The following is a 20,399-nucleotide window of genomic DNA, read 5'->3' as shown; positions in this document are numbered from 1 at the left end:
CTTAGTCTATCAGATAATCTAATTTTTCATATTTGGCTTGATCAAAATGAAATAGTAGATCAGATATCTTTTGATTGCTTTTAAATTGATTGATCGTTAAGGTAGTTTCTGCACCATTGGCACCCAATTGAATCAATTGGTAAATGTGTTTGGTCTTAGCGTCAATACCTAAATTAACTTTTACAATTTCAGAGTTGCTGTCAATAGGGGTAAGCTCTACAAACTGAACTTTTCTCCCACTAACATTCTTTAATTCTCCCATTTTGTAATTGTATCCTTCTTTATAAAAAGTAAGTAGTTTAGAAGGATAGATAAAACCATCATCTTCACTCAGATCATCTTCATTGACGGTGATTTCTTTGTCATCATGATTGATCACATACAGTTTCTTTCCGTCAAAAATGAAGGTATTTCCTAAATAGTCTAAGTAGTATTTTTCTCCTTGTAAGGTGATCTTTCCATTGTGTGGAGGTTCTTCATTCTCACTAATTCCGGCTTCTTTGTTAACCAAAGATGTACTAAAACCAATTTGCATATTGGTATAAGCTCCCATCTTTTCAGATACTTCATCCAGCAATACTTTTGCTTTATTGGTCTCCTGTGCAAAAGCAGGACTCAATATACACACAGCAATTATCCATGTAAAAACTCTTTTCATTCTACTCATTTCTTTCATTTTCTAATAATTGTTCTAAAGCAACCAGATCAGGCACTAATACTTGTCTGGCTTTACTACCTTCAAAAGGTCCAACAATACCTGCCGCTTCTAATTGATCTATCAAACGACCTGCTCTGTTGTATCCTAGTTTTAATTTTCGTTGTAATAAAGATGCAGATCCTTGTTGTGCTGTTACAATGACCTCAGCTGCTTCTTTAAATAATTTATCTCTATCTGCAATGTCGATATCAAGATTTGTGCCACCTTCTTCTCCTACGTATTCCGGTAATTGATAAGCTTCTGGATACGCTCTTTGTGATCCAATAAAATCGGTGATCTTTTCTACTTCTGGAGTATCTACAAAAGCACACTGTATACGTGTAATATCGTTTCCTCCGGAGTATAGCATATCTCCACGACCAATCAGCTGATCAGCTCCCGGAGCATCTAATATTGTTCTAGAATCGATTTTAGAAGTTACTCTAAATGCAATTCTGGCAGGGAAGTTAGCTTTGATAATTCCTGTAATTACATTTACAGACGGACGTTGTGTGGCAACGATCAAGTGAATTCCAATTGCTCTGGCTAACTGTGCCAAACGTGCTATTGGTGTTTCTACCTCTTTACCGGCTGTCATAATAAGGTCTGCAAATTCGTCAATTACAAGTACGATATAAGGTAGGAAACGGTGTCCGTTTTCTGGGTTTAACTTTCTAGCTTTAAATTTTACATTGTACTCTTTGATGTTACGAACCATGGCTGTTTTAAGAAGGTCGTAACGATTGTCCATTTCAATACAAAGAGAGTTCAGTGTATTAATTACTTTGGTTGTATCTGTAATAATAGCATCTTCGGTATCAGGAAGTTTAGCTAAATAATGACGTTCTATTTTGTTGAATAAGGTAAGTTCTACCTTTTTAGGATCTACCAATACAAATTTTACTTCTGCCGGATGTTTTCTGTATAATAAAGAAGTCAATACAGCATTCAATCCTACAGACTTTCCTTGTCCGGTAGCTCCAGCCATTAATAAGTGGGGCATTTTGGCAAGGTCAACTGTAAATGTCTCGTTTGATATGGTTTTTCCTATAGCGATAGGAAGCTCCATGGTAGACTCTTGAAATTTCTTGGAAGAGATCACCGAATGCATAGAAACGATGGTAGCTTTTTTATTTGGTACCTCAATACCAATAGTTCCTTTTCCGGGAATAGGAGCAATGATACGAATTCCAAGGGCTGATAAAGACAAAGCAATATCATCTTCCAAGTTTTTGATCTTGGAAATACGAACACCAGCTTCAGGAACTATCTCATACAAAGTAATAGTAGGACCCACAGTTGCTTTTATCTGAGCAATCCCTATCTTATAATTCTTAAGTGTATTAACAATTCGATTTTTGTTTTGCTCCAGTTCATCTGGGTCAATCGAAATGCTTTCGTTGTATTCTTTTAGTAAATTGAGTGTTGGGAATTTGTAATTACCTAACTCTAAAGTAGGGTCAAACTCCCCGAAATCTTTTACTAATTTTTCTGAAAGATTTTCTTTTACATGCTGTTCTTCTTCAACTTCTTTAACATCTATCTGTACATCTTCTTGCTCTTCAAGTTGTTCTTCAGTTTCTGCTACTTCTGCTTTTAAAACAGGTTCTAAATCAATATCATGACCTTCATTAATTTCATCTTCTTCAGTAACTGTAGAAACATCAGAGTGGTTCTGAATGGTAGGTTGTAAATTCTCTACAGAAAGCTCAAATTCAGATTTGTCTACAGAAGGAGTAGGTTCTTCTTCTTTTTCTTCTAATACGATCTCTTCCGAAATAGTATCTTCTTCTGCCTCAACTTTAGAAATAGGAGTTCCTTCTACAGCATCTACTTTTCTTTTAGATCTAAGCTTGTTAATAACCAACTCGGGAGTTACTTTAAAACGAATGGTTAGGTAGGCGAGGAATAGAAATAGTAAAATGATTCCTAATCCTGTTTTTCCTAAGAAAGCTTGTAAGTATTCGTTGATCTCATATCCAATAACTCCAGACAGATTAGCTGAATTCTTGCTAAAGAACCCAAAAGTGATAGAAAGCCAAAGCATTCCCAGCAATCCCCAGTTCCAAGAAACGATTACTTTGGATAGTTTGGTTCTAAACAACCAGAAGAGTCCTGTAATGCATAATAGATATGGAATAACAAAAGCTCCCAGCCCGAAACCTTCATAAATAAAGAAGTGACTTAAGGAAGCACCTACTTTTCCTAAAAGGTTCTTGGTAGGAACCTTCTTATTTGCAAATTCAGACACTACACTTTGGTCTTCTTGCCAACTGAAGAAGAAAGAGATGAAAGCGACCAAAAGGAACAAAGAAAACAAGATCAAAAAAGAACCGATAACTGTCTGTGTTTGTCTGCTTTTAAAAAAAGTAACAATAGGATTCGGTTTCTTGATCTTTGGTTTTTTCGTGCTCGTTTTTTTGGTCTTTTTTGCCATAAAGAATGGTAGAATGTTTAATGGGTAAATATAAGTATTTACTTAGAATAGCAAGGCAATTTTAGGGAAGTAAATAATCCCGGCGATCACTAACGAAATAATAGCAGCAATCCCTGCTGCACCAGCAGAAATATCTTTAATGAATCCTATTTTTTGATGATAATCAGGATGAACAAAATCCGATAGTTTTTCTATTCCTGTATTTAAAGACTCTGCTACCAAGACTAGTCCAATCACTAAGGTTTGCGCAAGCCATTCAGTAGTTGTTAATTGAAAATAGAAACCGGCAGCGGTAGCTACAATAGCAACAACAACTTGTACTTGGATACTACTCTCAGTGGTGATTAAAAGCCAAATGCCTCTTAGAGAAAATTTAATCCCTCGTAAGCGGTCCATTAGAAAATTGTCTTTTGGATTCTTCAAAGATCAGTCTTATTGAATTGCAGCCAATGCTTTATCGTAATTAGGTTCTTGACCTACTTCAGATACTTGCTCTGTGTGCACAACCTCTCCGTTTGAATTTACAACAACAATAGCTCTTGAATGTAAATTACTAAAAGGTCCGTCTACGATTTCCACTCCATAATCTTTTCCAAAACTTCCATTGGCAAAATCTGATAACATTTCTACATTTTCAATGCCTTCAGCACCACAAAATCGAGCTTGAGCAAAGGGAAGATCTCTTGAGATACACAAGACTTTTGTGTTGTTTAAACCTGCAGCAGATTTGTTAAATGTTCGTACAGATGTAGCACACACACCCGTATCTACACTTGGGAAAATATTAAGAATCAAATTGCTTCCTGCATAATCTGCTAGTGTTTTTGATGATAAGTCTGCTGTTGATAGTTGAAATTCAGGGGCTTTTGATCCCACATTTGGTAATTCTCCTATCGTATTTGTAGCATTTCCTCCTAAAGTTATTGACGCCATTTTTTCTGTTTTTTTGAGGTTAAAAGTAATCCATTAAAACTAAGAAATTTGTTTCAATTTTGTTAATTATTACTTCGATTATTCTCAATATCTTCGCAAATGATTTTTGACTAACGATGAACTTAGCGAACTACACAAAAGAATTCAAATACAACTGGAAATTGGCAGCTCCTGTAATGTTGGGGATGTTGGGTCATACTTTTGTAAGTTTCGTTGATAATATCATGGTTGGACAGCTGGGAACAGCAGAACTAGCAGCCGTTTCTCTTGGAAACAGTTTTATGTTCATTGCGATGTCTATAGGAATCGGGTTTTCTACAGCAATTACACCGTTGACTGCTGAAGCGGATGGAGCCAATAATGCAAAACAAGCGAAATCTGTTTTTAAAAATGGGTTGGTATTATGTTTCCTCTTAGGAACCTTTTTGTTCTTAGGAGTGTACTTTGCAAAACCCTTATTATACCTGATGAAGCAACCTGAAGAGGTAGTTGTTTTAGCGGAGCCTTATTTAGATCTTGTTGCTTTTTCTTTAATTCCACTGATTGTATTTCAGGCCTTTAAGCAGTTTAGTGACGGACTGTCATTAACTCGTTATCCCATGTATGCAACTTTACTGGCTAATGTGGTTAATGTTGGATTGAATTATGTATTGATCTTCGGACATTTTGGGTTTCCAAAGTTAGGAATCGTAGGAGCAGCTTACGGAACTTTAGCTTCTCGTTTTATCATGGTAGCTTACGTTTGGTTATTGTTGTTAAAGAAAGAGAAATCCAAAGCTTTTGTATCGAATTTGAAGGTTTTTGTCTTAGATAAACTAATGATTAGAAAGATCATCAGTTTGGGAATGCCAAGTTCTATGCAAATGTTCTTTGAGGTGGCTATTTTTACAGCTGCGATTTGGCTGAGTGGATTGTTAGGAAAGAATCCGCAAGCAGCCAATCAGATTGCATTGAACCTGTCATCTATGACCTTTATGATTGCCATGGGATTAAGTGTAGCTTCAATGATTCGAGTAGGAAATCAAAAAGGATTGCAAAATTTTAGAGAGCTGAGAAGAATTGCTTTTTCAATCTTTTTATTAGGGTTGATTTTGGCAATATTCTTTGGACTTATCTTCTTATTGTTCCGCCATCAACTTCCAAAACTCTATGTCGATTTTGATGATGTTGTAAATTTCAAAGACAATATGGAAGTGGTTTCCATTGCAACTCAATTATTGTTAGCTGCCGCGATCTTTCAGATTAGTGATAGCATACAAGTAATGGTATTGGGTGCATTACGAGGATTACAGGATGTAAAAATACCTACATTAATTACATTTATTGCCTATTGGGCAGTAGGATTTCCTATTAGCTACTTCTTAGGAAAAGAAGAGATGTACGGTAGTTTTGGAATATGGCTAGGACTTTTAGCCGGATTGTCTACAGCTGCTGTTTTATTATATGTTCGATTTAATTATTTAACTTTAAAACTTATCAAAACCAAACATCATGAGTCTACCTAAATTTTTGTTGGCCGATAATAGCAACTATCCTGAAGATATTTTTGTATTGCATACAGAATACCCAAGATTGTTGATCAATTTAAAAGATGATTCTGTTGAGTTCTTTGAAGATATTTCTGGAGAGAATGAGCAAGAACTTGCGAATGAAGTTTCAGGTTTAATAGAAGCTGCCGGTGAGTTTTACGACGAGCAAGTAGGGGAGTATGAATAAAAAAAGCCTCGGTAGGGACCGAGACTTTTTCTGCATGAAGCATTCCCCAACCAACTAGTCTTCGCAGTCGTCGAATAGTTGGAAAAATTCGTCCTCGTTGTTAACCTCTTGAGTTTGTCCGTTTTGTAGTGTTACACTAAATGGGTATTGGAAGTTAAACTCTTCATCATTTCCTAATCCATCTATAAAGCTTTCAAATTCATCATCACTATTAACAGTCACTGTATCTCCATTTTCTTTTACTAGAGTTAATGGGTAGTTGAAAGTAAAGCAGTCTTCAATTTCAAATTCATCATCATAGCAAGCATAGAACTCATCTTCTAGCTCTTCTAAAGAGTTGATTTGTTTCTCAGTTCCATCATCCAAAACAATTGTGATAGGGAAACTAAATTGTGGCTCTTCATCATCACCTAAAGCGTCAAAGTATGCTTCAAGTTCTTGATCTGAAGTAATAGTTACATCGCCTCCTGCTGCTGAAGTAGCACTGATAGGGTATTGGAAGGTAAAGCAGTCAAATTCTTCAAAATCTCCACAATCTTCAATTCCAAAACAATCTTCATATACATCATCAAAATCCTCGTCGCTATTGATGGTTACAACACTATTGTCTGAAGTCTTGGTTACAGTAAACGGATACACAAAATCCGGTTCTGCATCCATTGGTAAGTTTTGATAGAAGGCAAACAATTCGGCTTCGTTGTTTACAGTAGTATTGTTTCCACTTCCATCAGTAAGCGTTAATGGGAAATTGAAGGTAAAGCACTCATCCACTATGTTTCCAATGCAGTCTAGAAACGCAGCTTCCAGTTCTGTTTGGTTGTTGATAGTTTGCTGAGTGCCGTCCTCCAATTCTATTTGGATAGGATACACAAAATTGGGTTGTGCATTACCGCTTAAGTTCTCGTAAAAATCGTACAACTCTATGTAGTTGTTAATTGTAGTAGTAGTGGTTCCGTCAGTTACATCTAAAGGAAACACAAAATCAAAACATTCGAATTCCTCGAGTAGCTCATCAATATGATCTAAATCGTTTGGATTGTTCGTAGTTGCATTTTGACTAATAATAGAGTTTACAGAGGCTCTGAAGCTTCTATTATTCGTAGGGGCTGCCGTATCATCATTACTCTCACAGGAGATCATTAGGGAAGATACAACAAAGATAAAGCATGCTAGAAGTGCTTTTTTGAAAAGAGATGTTTTCATAGTCATTGTTGTTAATGTTTATGCTATGTAAACAGACATCTTTTGTTTTACCCTACTTTATGAATAGGAGATGGGGGAATTTTAAGTAGGGAAAATAAATGGGGGAAATAGGGGTTAGTAGCTGTCACATAGATACTTATGGATTATGTGATGAGTCATAATTTTTAAGCTTTTTCCATTGGTCGGGTGGGAACCCGGAGCTGTAAAAATCTCCAGGTTGCCTTGCCCTTTTTTATAGTACCAAGTAATTGCTTTTCCTGTATCGGTAAAATACTGAGTTTCGCAATTAGGGTTCTTTATTTTTTTAAAGTTTTCGATTAGATCCTCACTATAAGGAACCAAAATTTCTCGTTCGTATGTAGAGCCTTCAAACTCTACTTCGACGTAATGATCTTCATGCCATTTCATCCACCTAACATTTCTTTTAGTGACTATCCCAGATGATATAAGCACACTTACCATAACCAATATTGTTGTGTTGATAATGATAATTTGATGGTTATTCTTTATCCAAATAGACAATTTACTTTTTAGATTCCCTTCATTCTTTTCAAACTCTTTTATCCGATCAATTGAAATTACTGTCGTTTGAGAAGAGTCCTCTTCGAGTATTTTTTTATCCATTACAAAATCTTCATAGCTTTCATACCCTATATATTCTGATGCTTTATTTAGCAAATCAGTTTTTGGGTTGAAAGAGATAGTTTGATCATCTTCTATATATTTTTTGTAATACCTGACAAAAGTGATGGAGCTAGTAGGTAGTTTTAGATCCTCTGTAAAAACCCAAGACAAATGTTTAGATAAGCTATTGGGTTTGTGTTTTCCTGTTTGATTTTTAGCCTTTTCAAAGACCGCTGTAAATAATTCTTTTTTCATTTCCCTGTTAATTACTTGTGTTCATTCCACTAGTTTTTTACAACAAAAAAGAGCATTCATGATCAAGTAATGATTGTAAACATTTTTGATTATAAGATGCTAATGTTGTGATTACTATTGATTCTCCTTTTAATTATTTCTTTGTATAAGAATTATTTGATAAACCTCTTGCTATCAGATAGGTAATTCCAATAATTCCCCTAAGGAACTCGTCGACACATTTGAAAAAGAACCGGAAGTGCTTTTTCAAATGTGCAGGCAAATTCCTCACTTCCAAAGAAGAGGCGCCTCTTCAAAAACCTTGGGGCACCCTGATAGGATATTGCATCTGAGATACACTCGGACAGGGTGCCCCTACTCAAAACTTTATTACAAAATGAAACAGTTTTTTCTGAAAGCCTTTACGGTTTTCCTCATTATGGGAATGATGTCTTCCTGCACGCAAAATGATGACATCGATGAGCTATTGGTAGAACGTGAAACAGTGAGTTGTTGTGGAGAAGGTGAAAACCCACCACCGCCACCACCACCGCCACCTTCGGGAGGATAGAACACATTAATTTTAGAAAAAAGGGAGCAAGTTTTGCTCCCTTTTTGTTTTTAGCATAGGAATAGTTCTTAATTTTAGTCTATGAAAACGAAAAAACTACCCTCTCTAATTTTTTCTTTTTTCTTTTCAATTTGCCTGTATCCACAGAAGCAAGAGAAAAAAGACTTGAACTATTACGTACGTCAGTACGATAAAGCAGATAATATTATTAAACTCGTAGAACCTCTCGATTTTTTTGAAAAAGATAAAGAGGTTTCACTCTCCAATAATTACATACAAAGAGCTACTTATGATCTGTATTATATTACCAAGATACATTATAAGCTAGGAGATATTAATAGGAGTGAAGAAGCAGCAATAGAAGGATTGAAATTACTCGATGGATTGCCAATGACTGAAGCTATAAAAGATAGTAAGCTTAGTTTTTACAATCATTTGGGAATTCTCAACAGAGAAAAAAGTAATTACAATAAATCCTTAGACAATTATGCGAAATCTTTAAGCTTTTCATTGAAGAAAAGCGATAGTGCAATGGCATATAATAATATAGGTGTTGTTTACATCTATATGAATGAGTACGAAAAAGCAAAACAGAACTTTTTAAAATCATATAGAGCATATAAAGAGCTAAAAGACACTATTAATATAGCTTTGCCTCTTGGGAATTTAGGAAGAGCACAATCAAAGTTGAATGAAGAAGGTGCGTTGTCAAATTTAAAAGAAGCCTTAAAAATACGAGAGAAGATAGATTCTCCTGTTATCTATGAAAACTATGAGTTTTTAACTGAGTATTATTTAGATCGTAAAGACTCTGTAAATGCTTTGATGTATGCTAAAAAGAGCTATGTGGCTGCTAAAAAATTCAATAGGCTTACGTATAAATATGAGGCATTGTCAAAACTGGTTAATCTTGGAGAACATCAATACGGAAAAGAGCTTTTTGATGTGTTTGATATTTTGTTAGAAAAGAACAAAATGCAACAAGCTTCTTTTGCAGAAGCAAGGTATAGTGTTGATAAAGAGAAGGAGAAAACAATAAATGAGAAAAATAGAAGAGAGAAAGCAGAGATACAAGCAGAAAGAAATAAAGTAATTTATGGGTCTGCTGGAGGCTTTATTTTAATGAGCTCTATCTTTTTATATTTTTATTTAAGAACTAGGCATAAGAAAGAAAAACTACAAGAGCGATATGCAACAGAACGTCAGATCTCTAAAAAACTACATGATGAGGTAGCTAATGAAATTTTCTATGTAATGTCTAAAATGGAAAACGAAGCAGCTTCTTCAGAATTGATTGAAAATTTAGAAGGAATCTATCACAAAACACGAGATATTTCTAAAGCAAATGCACCATTAGATTTGGGAGAAAATTTTGGGTTAGAGTTGAAAGATCTACTCTTAAGTTATCAAAGCGAAATCGTAAATATATTTACTAGAAACATGTCTGAAATTTCTTGGAATAATCTCAGTTCTCTTAAAAAAGAAACCTTATACAGAGTCTTACAAGAGTTGATGACAAACATGAGAAAACATAGCCAAGCTACCTTAGTAACTATACGTTTTGAGAGACAACAATCAAAGACAGTTATAGCTTATCAAGACAACGGAATAGGAGGTAAGTTGAAGAAGAGCAATGGCTTACGAAATACGGAAAACCGTATGGAACTAGCCGGAGGCTCTATTATTTTTGAATGTGAAGCCAATAAAGGTTTTCACGCAAAAATTGTAATATAACATGTTTACAAAAGTACTAATAGTAGATGATCACGCAGTGATCAGCGATGGAGTTTCCCATAACCTATCAAGTATGGGAATCGACAATGTGCATACCGCACTCTATTGCGATGAAGCGCATCTAAAAGTTAAAAGGGCTATTATAGATGAAGAGCCTTTTGACTTGATTGTTACCGATTTGTCTTTTAAAGAAGATCATCGGGAATGCTCACTTCACTCCGGTGAAGAGTTAATTCAAAGATTAAGAGAAGACGATTCTGATTTAAAAATCATTGTCTATTCTATGGAAGACCATTTTCAAAAAGTACGCACCCTAATCAATGAACACGGAGTTCATGGGTATGTATGGAAAAGTCGAGAAGGAAGTAAAGATCTTACCAGAGCTTTAGAGATTGTCTCTAAAGGAGGACATTTTGTATCACGCCAGTTGGCTCAGGCTTTGATCAAAAAAGACGATACGGAAATCTCAGACTATGATATTGAACTAGTAAAACAGCTTTCTTTAGGTTTGTCTCAAAGCGAGATCAGTAGATATTTTAAGGAAAAAAATATCAACCCTAGTAGTGTAAGTTCTATTGAGAAACGCTTAAGCCGATTAAAGGATCAGTTTCGTGCTAAAAACCCGGCGCAATTGGTATCTATTTTAAAAGATGCTCGTTTTATCTAATACTTTTCCTACCCAGCCCAATATACGGGGGCTCATATAAACTTTCCCTTTCCCTGCTTTTATGGGTCCCCGTTCTTTTTTTGAAAAAACAATACACTTAAAAAATTAATATGAATAATGCCAGATCAAATCAAGTAGCGAAAGGGTGCTTAGTTATAGTGGCTTTTGTGATTTTTGTGCTTTTTATCTATATCGTAGATATGATAATGAATTTAGAATAATATTGCGTAGTCGATATCTTTTCAGGGAAATAGCATAACTATTTGCCTTTTTCAACCAACTCTAATTTGCTTACGTCGGTTTCGGTAGTGAAGAGTCCGTAGTTGATAAAGGCTTTTTTCTTTTCTATTTTTTCTATAGTACCTACAGCATTTCCGTCAAGTAATCGAACTCTGTCTTTTACTTTAAAAACGTAAGAAGCTTTTTCTTTGGCAATTTTCTGAGCTTCTTTCTTTTTCTCTTTTCTTACTTCAACTACTTTTTGCAATACTTCTTTTTCTACTTTTTGTATTGCCTCTTTTTTTTGCTCTTGCTTTTTCTTTTCCTCTTTCTTTTGAACCTTGGTTTTAGGCTTTGGAGGATTCTTCTTTAAATGCTTGGTCTTTTCAGAAGCTACCCATTTCAAGAAATTAGCGGTTAACTCTTTCTTATTATTGGTTTGGAAGTACTTGTTTAAGAACTCATTGGTTCTTCTTCCTAAAGACAGCATTCGTTGGTTGTTATCATACAGTTCTTGGAAACCTTCTAGCTTTTCGCGAATCTTTTGTTCCTTTTCTTGTAGGTTTTCCAGATGTTCTTGCTCTTTACTTTGCTGTTTTTCTAAGTTGTCAGAAGTCTTTTGTAGTCGATTGCGTTCTTTTTGAAGCTTAGAGATTGTACGATCTAAACGAATTTTTTCTGTCTCTACTCGCTTTTTTGCCTTGTTGATTAAACTGTACGGAATTCCGTTCTTTTGAGCTACTTCAAAAGTAAAGGAACTACCGGCCTGACCAATAAACAATTTGTACATAGGCTCTAAAGTACGCTCATTAAACTGCATGTTGGCATTGGTTACATTATCCAATTCATCAGCCAAAACTTTTAAATTGGCATAATGTGTTGTAATGATTCCAAAAGCTTTCTTTTGATAGAATTCTTCCAAAAAGATCTCTGCCAAAGCACCTCCTAACTCAGGATCACTTCCCGTTCCAAACTCATCAATCAGAAACAAAGTACTATCATTACATTTTCGCAAGAAATAACGCATGTTCTTTAAGCGATAGCTATAAGTACTTAACTGATTTTCTATAGATTGATTATCACCAATATCAGTCAGAATAGTATTAAACAAATAGGTTTCACTTCGTTCATCTACAGGAATTAACAAACCACTTTGCAGCATTACCTGAAGTAAGCCTATGGTTTTTAAAGTAATACTCTTTCCTCCGGCGTTAGGCCCAGAAATAACAATGATCTGTTGTTTGTCGTTTAACTCTATGGTTTGGGGAATGGTCTCTAATTGTTGCGCATCGTTCTTCAACCAAAGAATAGGGTGAAAAGCGTTCTTTAAAAAAACTCGCTTGGTTTTACTGATCTTCGGAAGAATTGCATGAATACGATGTGCATAATTAGCTTTTGCTCCAACAGCATCCAAATGAGTTAGGTACACTAAATATGATTCTAATTCAGGAACAAAAGGACGGATCTTTTCACTTAACTCTCGTAAAATTCGAATGATCTCTTGTTTTTCCTCAAAGATTAAATTTTGTAGATCTCTATAAAAACCTAAGGTTGCCTGAGGGGCAATATATACAATGTTTCCAGATTTGGATGAACCTAAAAGACCTCCTTTTACTTTCTTACGGTGCATAGCCAATACTGCCAATACTCGCTGATGATCTATAACAGTTTCTCTGATGTCATCTAAATATCCGGCAGATTTTGCTCTCTCCAAAGCAGAAGAAAAGCTTTGACTTATTTTACCTTGTAGCTCTGTTTTTTCTCTTCTTATCTTACGCAACGCAGTAGAGGCATTGTCTACAATCTCTCCGTAGTTGGTTACTACTTTTTTGATCTCTGTAATGATGTCTTTGTAAAACTCGATCTCATCACTAGATTCAAAAAGAGTAGGGTAATAGGTCTGAAATTTCTTAAAGTACTTTTTTAACTCTCCAACAATCTCTGTTGTACTGGCAATAGTTAAAAAGCTTTTTGGTTCTAAATAACTGTTCTCTATACCTAATCTTTTAAGGTCTTCGTAAATGTTGTCAAACCCGTGATTGGGAATTCTATTTTCGCTTTCAAAAGAAGAAAGATACTCATTGGTACGAGCTAATTCTTTTAGCAAGTTCTTCTTGTGTGTAAAAGGAACAGTTTTTAAAATATAGTCTTTCCCTAATTCTGAGATACAAAATTCTGCAACCTGTTCTAAAACGGTTGTAAATTCTAAATCTTGTAATACTTTCTCAGGAATATGTATTCTCAAAGCTCTATATTTGAACAGGCACAAAAATAGTGAAGAATGGATGTTAAAATAGAGGAAAGCTGGAAAAATATCTTACAAGAGGAATTCGATAAAGATTACTTTCAAAATTTGATACAATTTGTAAGGTCAGAATACCAGTCGACACAATGTTACCCAAAGGGATCTCATATTTTTTCTGCCTTTGATCATTGTGCTTTTGATAAGTTAAAAGTGGTAATTATCGGGCAAGACCCTTATCATGGTCCCGGACAAGCCAATGGCTTGTGCTTTTCGGTATATGACGGAATTTCACACCCACCATCTTTGATCAATATTTTTAAAGAATTAGAAACAGATTTAGGGAAAACGTATCCAACTTCTGGAGATCTTTCTTCTTGGGCAGATCAAGGTGTTTTGTTGTTAAATGCAACCCTAACGGTTAGAGCACACCAAGCAGGTAGCCACCAAGGAAAAGGATGGGAGCAATTTACGGATGCTGTAATCCAACAGATTTCTGAAAAGAAAGAAGGTGTTGTCTTTTTGCTTTGGGGAGGTTTTGCTAAGAAAAAGGGAGCCAAGATTAATAAAGGAAAACACCATGTATTAACCTCCGGACACCCATCTCCTTTAAGTGCCAATAGAGGTTATTGGTTTGGAAACAAGCACTTTTCTAAAACCAATGACTTATTGACACAAATGAACCAATCAACGATTGATTGGTAACTTATTTACACCTATTTCAGGAACATTTTGTTTTTTATTTTGAGTTGCATATGCGTGATTTTCAAAGATCATATTGATGATGTCTGCTGTCATATCAGGGTAATCAACTTCAACAATTGTATTGTTCTTTAGCCATTTAGAGATCTTTTGCTCATGTTTCAAACTTAATTTCTTAATGACCAAAATTCCCATTTGCTTTAGAGCTTCTGCATTGCATTTTTGTTCGAACTGAGTTTTCATTGGAATGACCAAGAGCTTTTTTTGTAGGTACAAAGCTTCAGCAGGAGTTTCAAAACCGGCACCACATAAAACTCCTTTACAAGAAACCAAACTCTCTATGAACTTTTCGTTGTTGATAGGAGAGATAATAATGTTGTTTGCAATGTAATTTTCATTCGAGTGCTTGGAAAAAACATGCCATTTTACACCTTTGAATTTTGAAAGCACCTTTATAATCTTCTTATCGCTATAAGCTGGTAAATACACTGTGTAATGTCCTTTATTAAAAGTCTTTTGCCTTCTGATCTCACTTCTGATCACAGGTGTGAAAATATTCTTGTTATAACTGTCAAAATGAAATCCATAATGATGTTTGCTTGGAGCATACCATTTAAGGACATTTTTTTCTAACCAACTAAACTTTTTAGGTTTGGGAGATTTGTTATTTAACACTGCCGATTGATGGCTTAGAGAAATTACCGGAACTTTCTTCAATTTTCCGGACCAAGCAGTAATCGGCTCAAAATCGTTGATAATAATATCATATTTCTCAACAGGAACAGAACGTATTTCTTTGATTAGTTTTTTGCTGTCTATGACCTTGAATGTTTTCCATAGATCAATACCTCCCTTTTTTCCAAAAGTAAATCCCAATCCATGAAGCTTATAATCGATTTTAAAAGGAATTTCTATTTCTTTAGAATCACCACTAATCAAAATATCTACTTCTCCTTTTAGTTGGAGTAGAGGTATGATGTCTCTTGCTCTGCTAATATGACCATTTCCTGTTCCTTGAATTGCGTATAGTATTTTCATAGTCATTATTTAGAGAATTTAGTAATGTCAAACTCCTTTAAAAGATCGTCAAACAATTCCTTGTTCTTACTCTCAGCTTTTACCAGTTCAGGATCGTTCACTTGATAATCCAAATGAAGGTTCTGTGCTTTTTGATCATCTTCATAACGATAGATAGACCATTTTCTGTTCTTATATTCTAAAGCGGTTAGATTTTCAATCCAATCTCCTGAGTTTAGATACAATACGTTTTGACCATTTTTATTAGTTACAATTCTTTTTTGTGGTTGATGTATATGCCCGCAAACCACATAATCATATTGATTGTCTATGGCGATGTCTGCTGCTGTTTGCTCAAAATTATTGATAAACTTTACAGCACTTTTTACACTGTTCTTTACTTTCTTTGATAATGACAATCGCCCAAAGCCCATCAGCTTACTTACCCAGTTTACAAAGGTGTTGATCATGATCAATAAGTCATAACCAAATCCTCCTAGTTTTGCTAGCCATTTAGAGTGTTGCATGGTAACATCAAATACATCTCCGTGAAAAATCCATGCTTTCTTCCCATCAAGGTCCAATACCAACTTGTTTACAATTTCAAACGATCCTAAGCGGAATCCTTTGAACTTTCTTAGCATTTCATCGTGATTTCCGGTTACATAATACACCTTGGTTCCTTGTGTTAGTAATGAAGTGATATACTTGATTACTTTCATATGGGATTTAGGAAAGTAGCGTTTGTTGAATTGCCAGATGTCAATAATATCTCCGTTAAGGATCAATACTTTTGGGTTAATGGTTTTTAGGTAATTCAATAGCTCTTGAGCTCTACATCCGAAAGTTCCTAGATGAACATCAGAAATAACAGCTACGTCCAACTTACGTTTTTTATATTTTTTCATAATAGATTAGAATTAGAGGGTGAAAGTCTGGTTTAAAGTTTTTGACTTTAAAGAATGGAAGTTCCAAAATGCTATGAAAGCTTAGGGTTTTTATTGCTTAGATAGATTGGTTTATCAAAACTACGCTTGAAGTGTATGTTTATAGTAAACTCTAAGTAAAGAGACTGTGATAAAAACCTTAGAAGAAGATTGATAAAATGTTAAGAAATTGGTTCAAACAAAAAATCCGCCTTTTGAAAGCGGATTTATTGAATTTGAAAAAAGAACAGTGCCTTATACTAAATCGGATGCAGTAGACTTAGATGAGGGTAACTGTAACTGTTCAGTTTGGGTTGTTGTATTTTCAGCCAAACCACATGGGTCTGAAGTGCTTCTGCATGAAGAAAAACTTAACAAGCCTAATACACAAATTGCAATAAATACGATTTTTTTCATGACTTCATCATTTGATGTGCTAAATGTACATATTTTTTATAAACTCATTGACACCTTTCTTCGCATTGATAACGTTAAACTCAAGAAGTTTATTTTGTACATCACTAATAAATTGTTCTGAAATAGGGTTTCCGTGGTTCCAATCGGTTAATTGTAGCCACTTTTGAATGTCTTCTAATTGCTGTTCGTAGCGTTTAGAGAGTGTTTGATCGATGTTTGGAATCGATTTGAAACTTTTATTTTGGTAATTGATAATGTTCAATACTTTTTTAATTTCCTCAGGGTGCTGTTCTAATATCTCATCTCTAACAGCAACAACAAAGCAAGACCACGGAGTAGGGCAGTCGCCAACTCTTTTGAAAATTCCTTGATCTACAAGCGGCTTAGTTGTAAAATGCTCCCACATAAAATAGTCGGCTTCATCATTTTGTAAAGCATGTATTCCTCCTTCTAAATTTTTAACTACTCTAAAATCTAAAGAAGATAAATCCCAGCCTTGATTGTAGGCATTTACAATAGCCATTAAATGCGATCCTGATCCGTACCTACTAATAGCAATTCTCTTTCCTTCCAAATCAGAGATATTTTCGAAAGGAGCAGAGGCATGTGTGTGAATTCCCCAAATTAAGGGTGTTTCTACATAGGTTTGTAATATTTTGGAAGGGTTTCCATTGATGATGTCTTTGATGATTCCTTCCGTTAATACAACAGCAATATCAACATCACCAGAGCGTAGTGCTTTACACATATCTCCTGTACCGCCCGGAAAATCTTTCCAACGTAAATTAATTCCTTCTTGTGTATACTCTTTGTTTTTTAACGTGAGATACCAAGGATAATTGAAATGCTCAGGAACACCACCAATTTTTAGATTTGTCATTTACTCAACAATCTTATTTAGTGTATATAGGATTAATTCTTCAACCGTCTTTTTAGGATCAGAGCTAAACTCTCCTAAAGCTCTGTTGGCAATAATTGCATTCATAGAACAAGCATGGTGTCCCAACAATTTTGATAAGCCATAAATAGCAGAAGTTTCCATTTCTAAATTGGTAATTCTGTTCCCTTTATGCTCAAAAGAATCAATTTTACCATTTAGCTCAGGGTCTTGAATAGAAAGACGTAAAACTCGTCCTTGTGGTCCGTAAAAACCTCCGGCTGTAGCAGTAATACCTTTATGAATGATTTCTGAAGAGATCTTGTCTTCTAGTTCTTTGCTATTGGCAACAATAAGAGGGTATGATTTTTTTGAACTCCACTGAGTATGTGCTACAAAAGCATCTTCCAATTCAGGGTGTGCAATCTCATCTATATTATAAGAGTGTAGCATTCCGTTGGTATCCAAACCGTGAGTACTTAATAAGAAACAATCTACAGGAACATCTTTTTGTAAAGATCCTGAAGTACCAATCCTAACAATGTTCAAAGAAGTATGCTCATCTTTGATCGTTCTTGTGGTAAGATCGATGTTTACGAGAGCATCCAACTCATTCAGAACAATATCTATATTATCAGGGCCTATTCCTGTTGAAATAACAGAAATCCTCTTGCCTTTATAGGTTCCGGTTGTTGTTTTGAATTCTCTTTTTTGTGTGGTAAACTCAATGGTATCAAAGTGTTTGGTAACTTTATCGACTCTGTCCTGGTCACCTACAAAAATGATATCATTGGAAATATGTTCTGGTTTTAAATTCAGATGGTAAATACTTCCATCCGGATTTAATATTAATTCAGAGGCTAATATGCTCATGTATTACGATGTGATTTTAAGCAACTTTCCGGTAGCATTGTGATACAGGTAACTGTATTTCTTTGCACCACCAAGGTAGGTATGCTCATTTCTTAAACTTTGATAAAAATTTAATTGATTGGTTAGTACTTTTTTTCCTTTGCGGCTTAGTTTAACAGGATGGAAAGAAGTAAACAGACTCTTTAGTTTGTCTAGCTTTTGAAAGTATTGAGTGTCGCCAAAACCTAACGTTTCCTGATTTCTCAGAAGGTTTCCAACGAATTCGTTTTTAGATGTAGGCTTTGTCGTATCTGCAATATCTACAATATAGTTTTCTACAACGTTTAATCCGTTTTCTATAGACGGGAATCTTTTTAGATGTACATCAATAGCATCACCCAAGTATGAGAAAGGACTCATTGGGTTAAATTTATATACGGTTTCTAAACGAAGTGGACTGTCAGAGCAATACAGTTGCCAGATATAATCGGCATATTCTATATCGTCTTGAGACAATTCTATTCTGTTTTCGAAATGATTTCGAATTTGTTCTTCATTCAGCTCGCTAAGCCCTAAACGTTTTTTACTTCCTTCAACATCGCCACTACAAACTAAGCTTACTTTTTCGTTCTTTCGATATCTTTTGATCCAGCTAATGATCGCAATCATATTAACCTGACAAAAAAGATCATATTCAAACCAAAGAACAATTTCTTGTTGTCCTTTTTTCTGGCATAAAGTTCTGTACTCTTTCAGCGTAAGATCAATAAAGGTTTTTTTTGTGACTTTGTAAGACGATTTGAAAAAGTCGAATCGAGTTTTCCAAAAAGACTCACTTCCCACATCAATAGAGGTTTTTCCTTCGCACAACATCTCTCTCCACGTAATGAATTCTCCTTCAAACTGTAATGACTGAAGATAGTTTGTAGTACTATCTCCATTAGTAATGTGTAAAATTGAGGATTTCATAAGTAAGGAACGTTAGTTGATTTTAAAATATTTTACAAATAGCTAGTTTTAACATTTAACCACCGACACGCTTCACGGAAAACCCTTTTTCTTTTAGGATTTCCATAATTTGATCTCGATAATCACCTTGAATAATAATGGTGTCATTTTTAAAACTTCCGCCAACGCTCAACTTTGTTTTGATCTCTTTGGCTAAAATCTTAAAATCCTGGGTAGCGCCATTATAACCATCGATGATTGTAATGGGTTTTCCTTTTCGCTTTTCATATTTGCAAAGTAACGGCTCATCTTGAAGCCATACATTTGAAGTTTCCTCTACAGCTTCTTCTTTAAATTGATGATCTGGAAATAGATTCTTTAATTGATCTTGTAAATCCATGAGAGATTACTACTTGGTTAGACCTAGCTCGCGCAAGCGCTCGTTTAAGAACTCCCCTGCAGTAATATCCTCAAATTTCTTTGGATTATTTTCATCAATACACTCTTCTAATACATCTAGTTTCATACTACTTACCGGATGCATAAAGAAAGGAATAGAGTATCTCGATGTTCCCCATAATTCTTTTGGAGGATTGGTAACTCTATGGATAGTAGATTTTAATTTATTATTACTGTGACGAGATAACATATCTCCCACATTGATCATTAATTCATCAGGCTGAGCAATAGCATCGATCCATTCTCCCTCGTGATTTTGAACTTGTAGTCCTTTACCGTGAGCTCCCATTAATAATGTGATTAGGTTAATATCACCGTGGGCAGCTGCTCTAACAGCATTTTTTGGTTCTTCTGTAATAGGAGGGTAGTGAATAGGTCTTAGAATACTGTTCCCGTTTTTGATGTACTCATCAAAATAGGTTTCTTCAAGACCTAAGTGTAATGCAAGAGAACGCAATACATATTTTGCTGTTTTTTCCAACATTTGGTAAGTTCTTTTACCTACTTCATTAAACTTAGGCAATTCACTAACATCAACATTGGCTGGGTATTCTGCTTCTAATTCAGGATTATTCTCTACATACTGACCAAAATGCCAGAACTCTTTTAAATCTCCTTCTTTTTTTCCTTTGGCACTTTCTTTACCAAAAGAGACATAACCTCTTTGACCTCCGATTCCAGGAATTTCATATTTCTGCTTTACATCTACAGGAAGATCGAAGAAGTTTTTAATTTCACTATATAATTCATCTACCAATTCATCATCTAAAAAGTGACCTTTTAAGGCAACAAATCCTATATTCTCATAAGCACTTCCAATTTCTGAAATGAACTTTTGTTTTCTCTCTTCATTACCAGAAAGGAAATCTGCTAAATTTACACTTGGTATCTTATTCATGGGTTCAGTATTTATTTAAGGAAAGA

The 20,399-nt window shown here is 34.9% G+C and carries 21 protein-coding genes; 6 read left to right on the top strand and 15 right to left on the bottom strand.

Features of this window, described 5'->3' with window-relative positions; genetic code table 11:
• Window position 1 precedes the first annotated feature (1 nt).
• From ACFSRZ_RS11080 to tpx, 4 genes are read right to left on the bottom strand one after another with little or no spacing between them, the layout of a single operon-like run.
• Entirely contained in the window at window positions 2-667 is a 666-nt protein-coding gene (locus tag ACFSRZ_RS11080; RefSeq protein WP_379666624.1) for a LolA family protein, read from the bottom strand.
• Window positions 660-3,134: an FtsK/SpoIIIE family DNA translocase gene (locus ACFSRZ_RS11075; RefSeq protein WP_379666623.1), complete on the bottom strand. Its 2,475-nt coding sequence runs from the start codon at window positions 3,132-3,134 to the stop codon at window positions 660-662. The genes ACFSRZ_RS11080 and ACFSRZ_RS11075 overlap by 8 nt, the downstream gene beginning before the upstream one ends.
• A gap of 42 nt (window positions 3,135-3,176) precedes the next feature.
• Window positions 3,177-3,530 (bottom strand): diacylglycerol kinase family protein, encoded by a 354-nt coding sequence (locus ACFSRZ_RS11070; protein ID WP_379666622.1) that lies wholly within the window; start codon window positions 3,528-3,530, stop codon window positions 3,177-3,179.
• A gap of 36 nt (window positions 3,531-3,566) precedes the next feature.
• On the bottom strand, window positions 3,567-4,067 hold the full coding sequence (gene tpx, locus ACFSRZ_RS11065) for a thiol peroxidase (RefSeq protein ID WP_379666621.1): 501 nt from the start codon (window positions 4,065-4,067) through the stop codon (window positions 3,567-3,569).
• 116 nt (window positions 4,068-4,183) lie between these two features.
• Between tpx and ACFSRZ_RS11060 the strand changes: the two genes are divergently transcribed.
• Together ACFSRZ_RS11060 and ACFSRZ_RS11055 are read left to right on the top strand one after the other, a co-directional pair.
• Window positions 4,184-5,572 (top strand): MATE family efflux transporter, encoded by a 1,389-nt coding sequence (locus ACFSRZ_RS11060; protein ID WP_379666620.1) that lies wholly within the window; start codon window positions 4,184-4,186, stop codon window positions 5,570-5,572.
• Window positions 5,559-5,783, top strand: a complete 225-nt coding sequence (locus ACFSRZ_RS11055; protein WP_379666619.1) for a hypothetical protein — start codon at window positions 5,559-5,561, stop codon at window positions 5,781-5,783. The genes ACFSRZ_RS11060 and ACFSRZ_RS11055 overlap by 14 nt, the downstream gene beginning before the upstream one ends.
• 54 nt (window positions 5,784-5,837) lie before the next feature.
• On the opposite strand, the gene ACFSRZ_RS11050 is transcribed toward ACFSRZ_RS11055, so the two are convergent.
• Together ACFSRZ_RS11050 and ACFSRZ_RS11045 are read right to left on the bottom strand one after the other, a co-directional pair.
• Window positions 5,838-6,986: a hypothetical protein gene (locus ACFSRZ_RS11050; RefSeq protein WP_379666618.1), complete on the bottom strand. Its 1,149-nt coding sequence runs from the start codon at window positions 6,984-6,986 to the stop codon at window positions 5,838-5,840.
• Between the two features lie 114 nt (window positions 6,987-7,100).
• Entirely contained in the window at window positions 7,101-7,865 is a 765-nt protein-coding gene (locus tag ACFSRZ_RS11045; protein WP_379666617.1) for a hypothetical protein, read from the bottom strand.
• A gap of 424 nt (window positions 7,866-8,289) precedes the next feature.
• Here ACFSRZ_RS11045 and ACFSRZ_RS11040 point away from each other — a divergent pair, with 424 nt between their 5' ends.
• The 3 genes from ACFSRZ_RS11040 (at window position 8,290) to ACFSRZ_RS11030 (ending at window position 10,816) form a co-directional block, all read left to right on the top strand.
• Entirely contained in the window at window positions 8,290-8,415 is a 126-nt protein-coding gene (locus tag ACFSRZ_RS11040) for a hypothetical protein (RefSeq protein WP_379666616.1), read from the top strand.
• 81 nt (window positions 8,416-8,496) lie between these two features.
• Entirely contained in the window at window positions 8,497-10,149 is a 1,653-nt protein-coding gene (locus tag ACFSRZ_RS11035; RefSeq protein WP_379666615.1) for a tetratricopeptide repeat-containing sensor histidine kinase, read from the top strand.
• Window position 10,150: 1 nt separating this feature from the next.
• On the top strand, window positions 10,151-10,816 hold the full coding sequence (locus ACFSRZ_RS11030; protein WP_379666614.1) for a response regulator: 666 nt from the start codon (window positions 10,151-10,153) through the stop codon (window positions 10,814-10,816).
• A 259-nt stretch (window positions 10,817-11,075) separates the two neighbouring features.
• Here ACFSRZ_RS11030 and ACFSRZ_RS11025 read toward each other — a convergent pair whose 3' ends face one another.
• Window positions 11,076-13,280: an endonuclease MutS2 gene (locus ACFSRZ_RS11025; RefSeq protein ID WP_379666613.1), complete on the bottom strand. Its 2,205-nt coding sequence runs from the start codon at window positions 13,278-13,280 to the stop codon at window positions 11,076-11,078.
• Window positions 13,281-13,316: 36 nt separating this feature from the next.
• On the opposite strand from ACFSRZ_RS11025, the gene ACFSRZ_RS11020 reads away from it, so the two are divergent.
• Window positions 13,317-13,982: a uracil-DNA glycosylase gene (locus tag ACFSRZ_RS11020; RefSeq protein WP_379666612.1), complete on the top strand. Its 666-nt coding sequence runs from the start codon at window positions 13,317-13,319 to the stop codon at window positions 13,980-13,982.
• Here ACFSRZ_RS11020 and ACFSRZ_RS11015 read toward each other — a convergent pair.
• The 8 genes from ACFSRZ_RS11015 to ACFSRZ_RS10980 all read right to left on the bottom strand — a co-directional run bounded on the left by ACFSRZ_RS11015 (window position 13,965) and on the right by ACFSRZ_RS10980 (window position 20,373).
• Entirely contained in the window at window positions 13,965-15,017 is a 1,053-nt protein-coding gene (locus tag ACFSRZ_RS11015) for a glycosyltransferase family protein (protein ID WP_379666611.1), read from the bottom strand. The two genes, ACFSRZ_RS11020 and ACFSRZ_RS11015, sit on opposite strands and share 18 nt — an antisense overlap.
• A 5-nt stretch (window positions 15,018-15,022) precedes the next feature.
• Entirely contained in the window at window positions 15,023-15,904 is an 882-nt protein-coding gene (locus ACFSRZ_RS11010) for a UDP-2,3-diacylglucosamine diphosphatase (protein ID WP_379666610.1), read from the bottom strand.
• 273 nt (window positions 15,905-16,177) lie between these two features.
• A complete protein-coding gene (locus tag ACFSRZ_RS11005) occupies window positions 16,178-16,339 on the bottom strand; it encodes a hypothetical protein (protein ID WP_379666609.1) in 162 nt (53 codons plus the stop codon).
• Between the two features lie 19 nt (window positions 16,340-16,358).
• Window positions 16,359-17,219: a substrate-binding domain-containing protein gene (locus tag ACFSRZ_RS11000; RefSeq protein WP_379666608.1), complete on the bottom strand. Its 861-nt coding sequence runs from the start codon at window positions 17,217-17,219 to the stop codon at window positions 16,359-16,361.
• On the bottom strand, window positions 17,220-18,089 hold the full coding sequence (locus tag ACFSRZ_RS10995) for a nucleoside phosphorylase (RefSeq protein ID WP_379666607.1): 870 nt from the start codon (window positions 18,087-18,089) through the stop codon (window positions 17,220-17,222).
• A 3-nt stretch (window positions 18,090-18,092) separates the two neighbouring features.
• Window positions 18,093-19,037, bottom strand: coding sequence for a DUF1835 domain-containing protein (locus tag ACFSRZ_RS10990; protein ID WP_379666606.1), 945 nt, complete (start codon window positions 19,035-19,037; stop codon window positions 18,093-18,095).
• Between the two features lie 55 nt (window positions 19,038-19,092).
• On the bottom strand, window positions 19,093-19,416 hold the full coding sequence (locus ACFSRZ_RS10985) for a translation initiation factor (protein ID WP_379666605.1): 324 nt from the start codon (window positions 19,414-19,416) through the stop codon (window positions 19,093-19,095).
• 9 nt (window positions 19,417-19,425) lie between these two features.
• Window positions 19,426-20,373 (bottom strand): isopenicillin N synthase family dioxygenase, encoded by a 948-nt coding sequence (locus tag ACFSRZ_RS10980; protein ID WP_379666604.1) that lies wholly within the window; start codon window positions 20,371-20,373, stop codon window positions 19,426-19,428.
• Window positions 20,374-20,399: the final 26 nt, after the last annotated feature.

Origin of the sequence: Pseudotenacibaculum haliotis (assembly GCF_042684245.1) — a bacterium.
GTDB classification, from domain to species: domain Bacteria; phylum Bacteroidota; class Bacteroidia; order Flavobacteriales; family Flavobacteriaceae; genus Polaribacter; species Polaribacter haliotis_A.
The sequence above is the reverse complement of the archived record's forward strand: the minus strand, read 5'-3'. Positions and strand labels throughout refer to the sequence as shown.

Coding starts and splice junctions, on each gene's coding strand:
- ACFSRZ_RS11080 (WP_379666624.1), bottom strand. CDS start 667: ATGAGTAGAATGAAAAGAGTTTTTACATGGATAATTGCTGTGTGTATA.
- ACFSRZ_RS11075 (WP_379666623.1), bottom strand. CDS start 3,134: ATGGCAAAAAAGACCAAAAAAACGAGCACGAAAAAACCAAAGATCAAG.
- ACFSRZ_RS11070 (WP_379666622.1), bottom strand. CDS start 3,530: ATGGACCGCTTACGAGGGATTAAATTTTCTCTAAGAGGCATTTGGCTT.
- tpx (WP_379666621.1), bottom strand. CDS start 4,067: ATGGCGTCAATAACTTTAGGAGGAAATGCTACAAATACGATAGGAGAA.
- ACFSRZ_RS11060 (WP_379666620.1), top strand. CDS start 4,184: ATGAACTTAGCGAACTACACAAAAGAATTCAAATACAACTGGAAATTG.
- ACFSRZ_RS11055 (WP_379666619.1), top strand. CDS start 5,559: ATGAGTCTACCTAAATTTTTGTTGGCCGATAATAGCAACTATCCTGAA.
- ACFSRZ_RS11050 (WP_379666618.1), bottom strand. CDS start 6,986: ATGAAAACATCTCTTTTCAAAAAAGCACTTCTAGCATGCTTTATCTTT.
- ACFSRZ_RS11045 (WP_379666617.1), bottom strand. CDS start 7,865: ATGAAAAAAGAATTATTTACAGCGGTCTTTGAAAAGGCTAAAAATCAA.
- ACFSRZ_RS11040 (WP_379666616.1), top strand. CDS start 8,290: ATGATGTCTTCCTGCACGCAAAATGATGACATCGATGAGCTATTGGTA.
- ACFSRZ_RS11035 (WP_379666615.1), top strand. CDS start 8,497: ATGAAAACGAAAAAACTACCCTCTCTAATTTTTTCTTTTTTCTTTTCA.
- ACFSRZ_RS11030 (WP_379666614.1), top strand. CDS start 10,151: ATGTTTACAAAAGTACTAATAGTAGATGATCACGCAGTGATCAGCGAT.
- ACFSRZ_RS11020 (WP_379666612.1), top strand. CDS start 13,317: ATGGATGTTAAAATAGAGGAAAGCTGGAAAAATATCTTACAAGAGGAA.
- ACFSRZ_RS11015 (WP_379666611.1), bottom strand. CDS start 15,017: ATGAAAATACTATACGCAATTCAAGGAACAGGAAATGGTCATATTAGC.
- ACFSRZ_RS11010 (WP_379666610.1), bottom strand. CDS start 15,904: ATGAAAAAATATAAAAAACGTAAGTTGGACGTAGCTGTTATTTCTGAT.
- ACFSRZ_RS11005 (WP_379666609.1), bottom strand. CDS start 16,339: ATGAAAAAAATCGTATTTATTGCAATTTGTGTATTAGGCTTGTTAAGT.
- ACFSRZ_RS11000 (WP_379666608.1), bottom strand. CDS start 17,219: ATGACAAATCTAAAAATTGGTGGTGTTCCTGAGCATTTCAATTATCCT.
- ACFSRZ_RS10995 (WP_379666607.1), bottom strand. CDS start 18,089: ATGAGCATATTAGCCTCTGAATTAATATTAAATCCGGATGGAAGTATT.
- ACFSRZ_RS10990 (WP_379666606.1), bottom strand. CDS start 19,037: ATGAAATCCTCAATTTTACACATTACTAATGGAGATAGTACTACAAAC.
- ACFSRZ_RS10985 (WP_379666605.1), bottom strand. CDS start 19,416: ATGGATTTACAAGATCAATTAAAGAATCTATTTCCAGATCATCAATTT.
- ACFSRZ_RS10980 (WP_379666604.1), bottom strand. CDS start 20,373: ATGAATAAGATACCAAGTGTAAATTTAGCAGATTTCCTTTCTGGTAAT.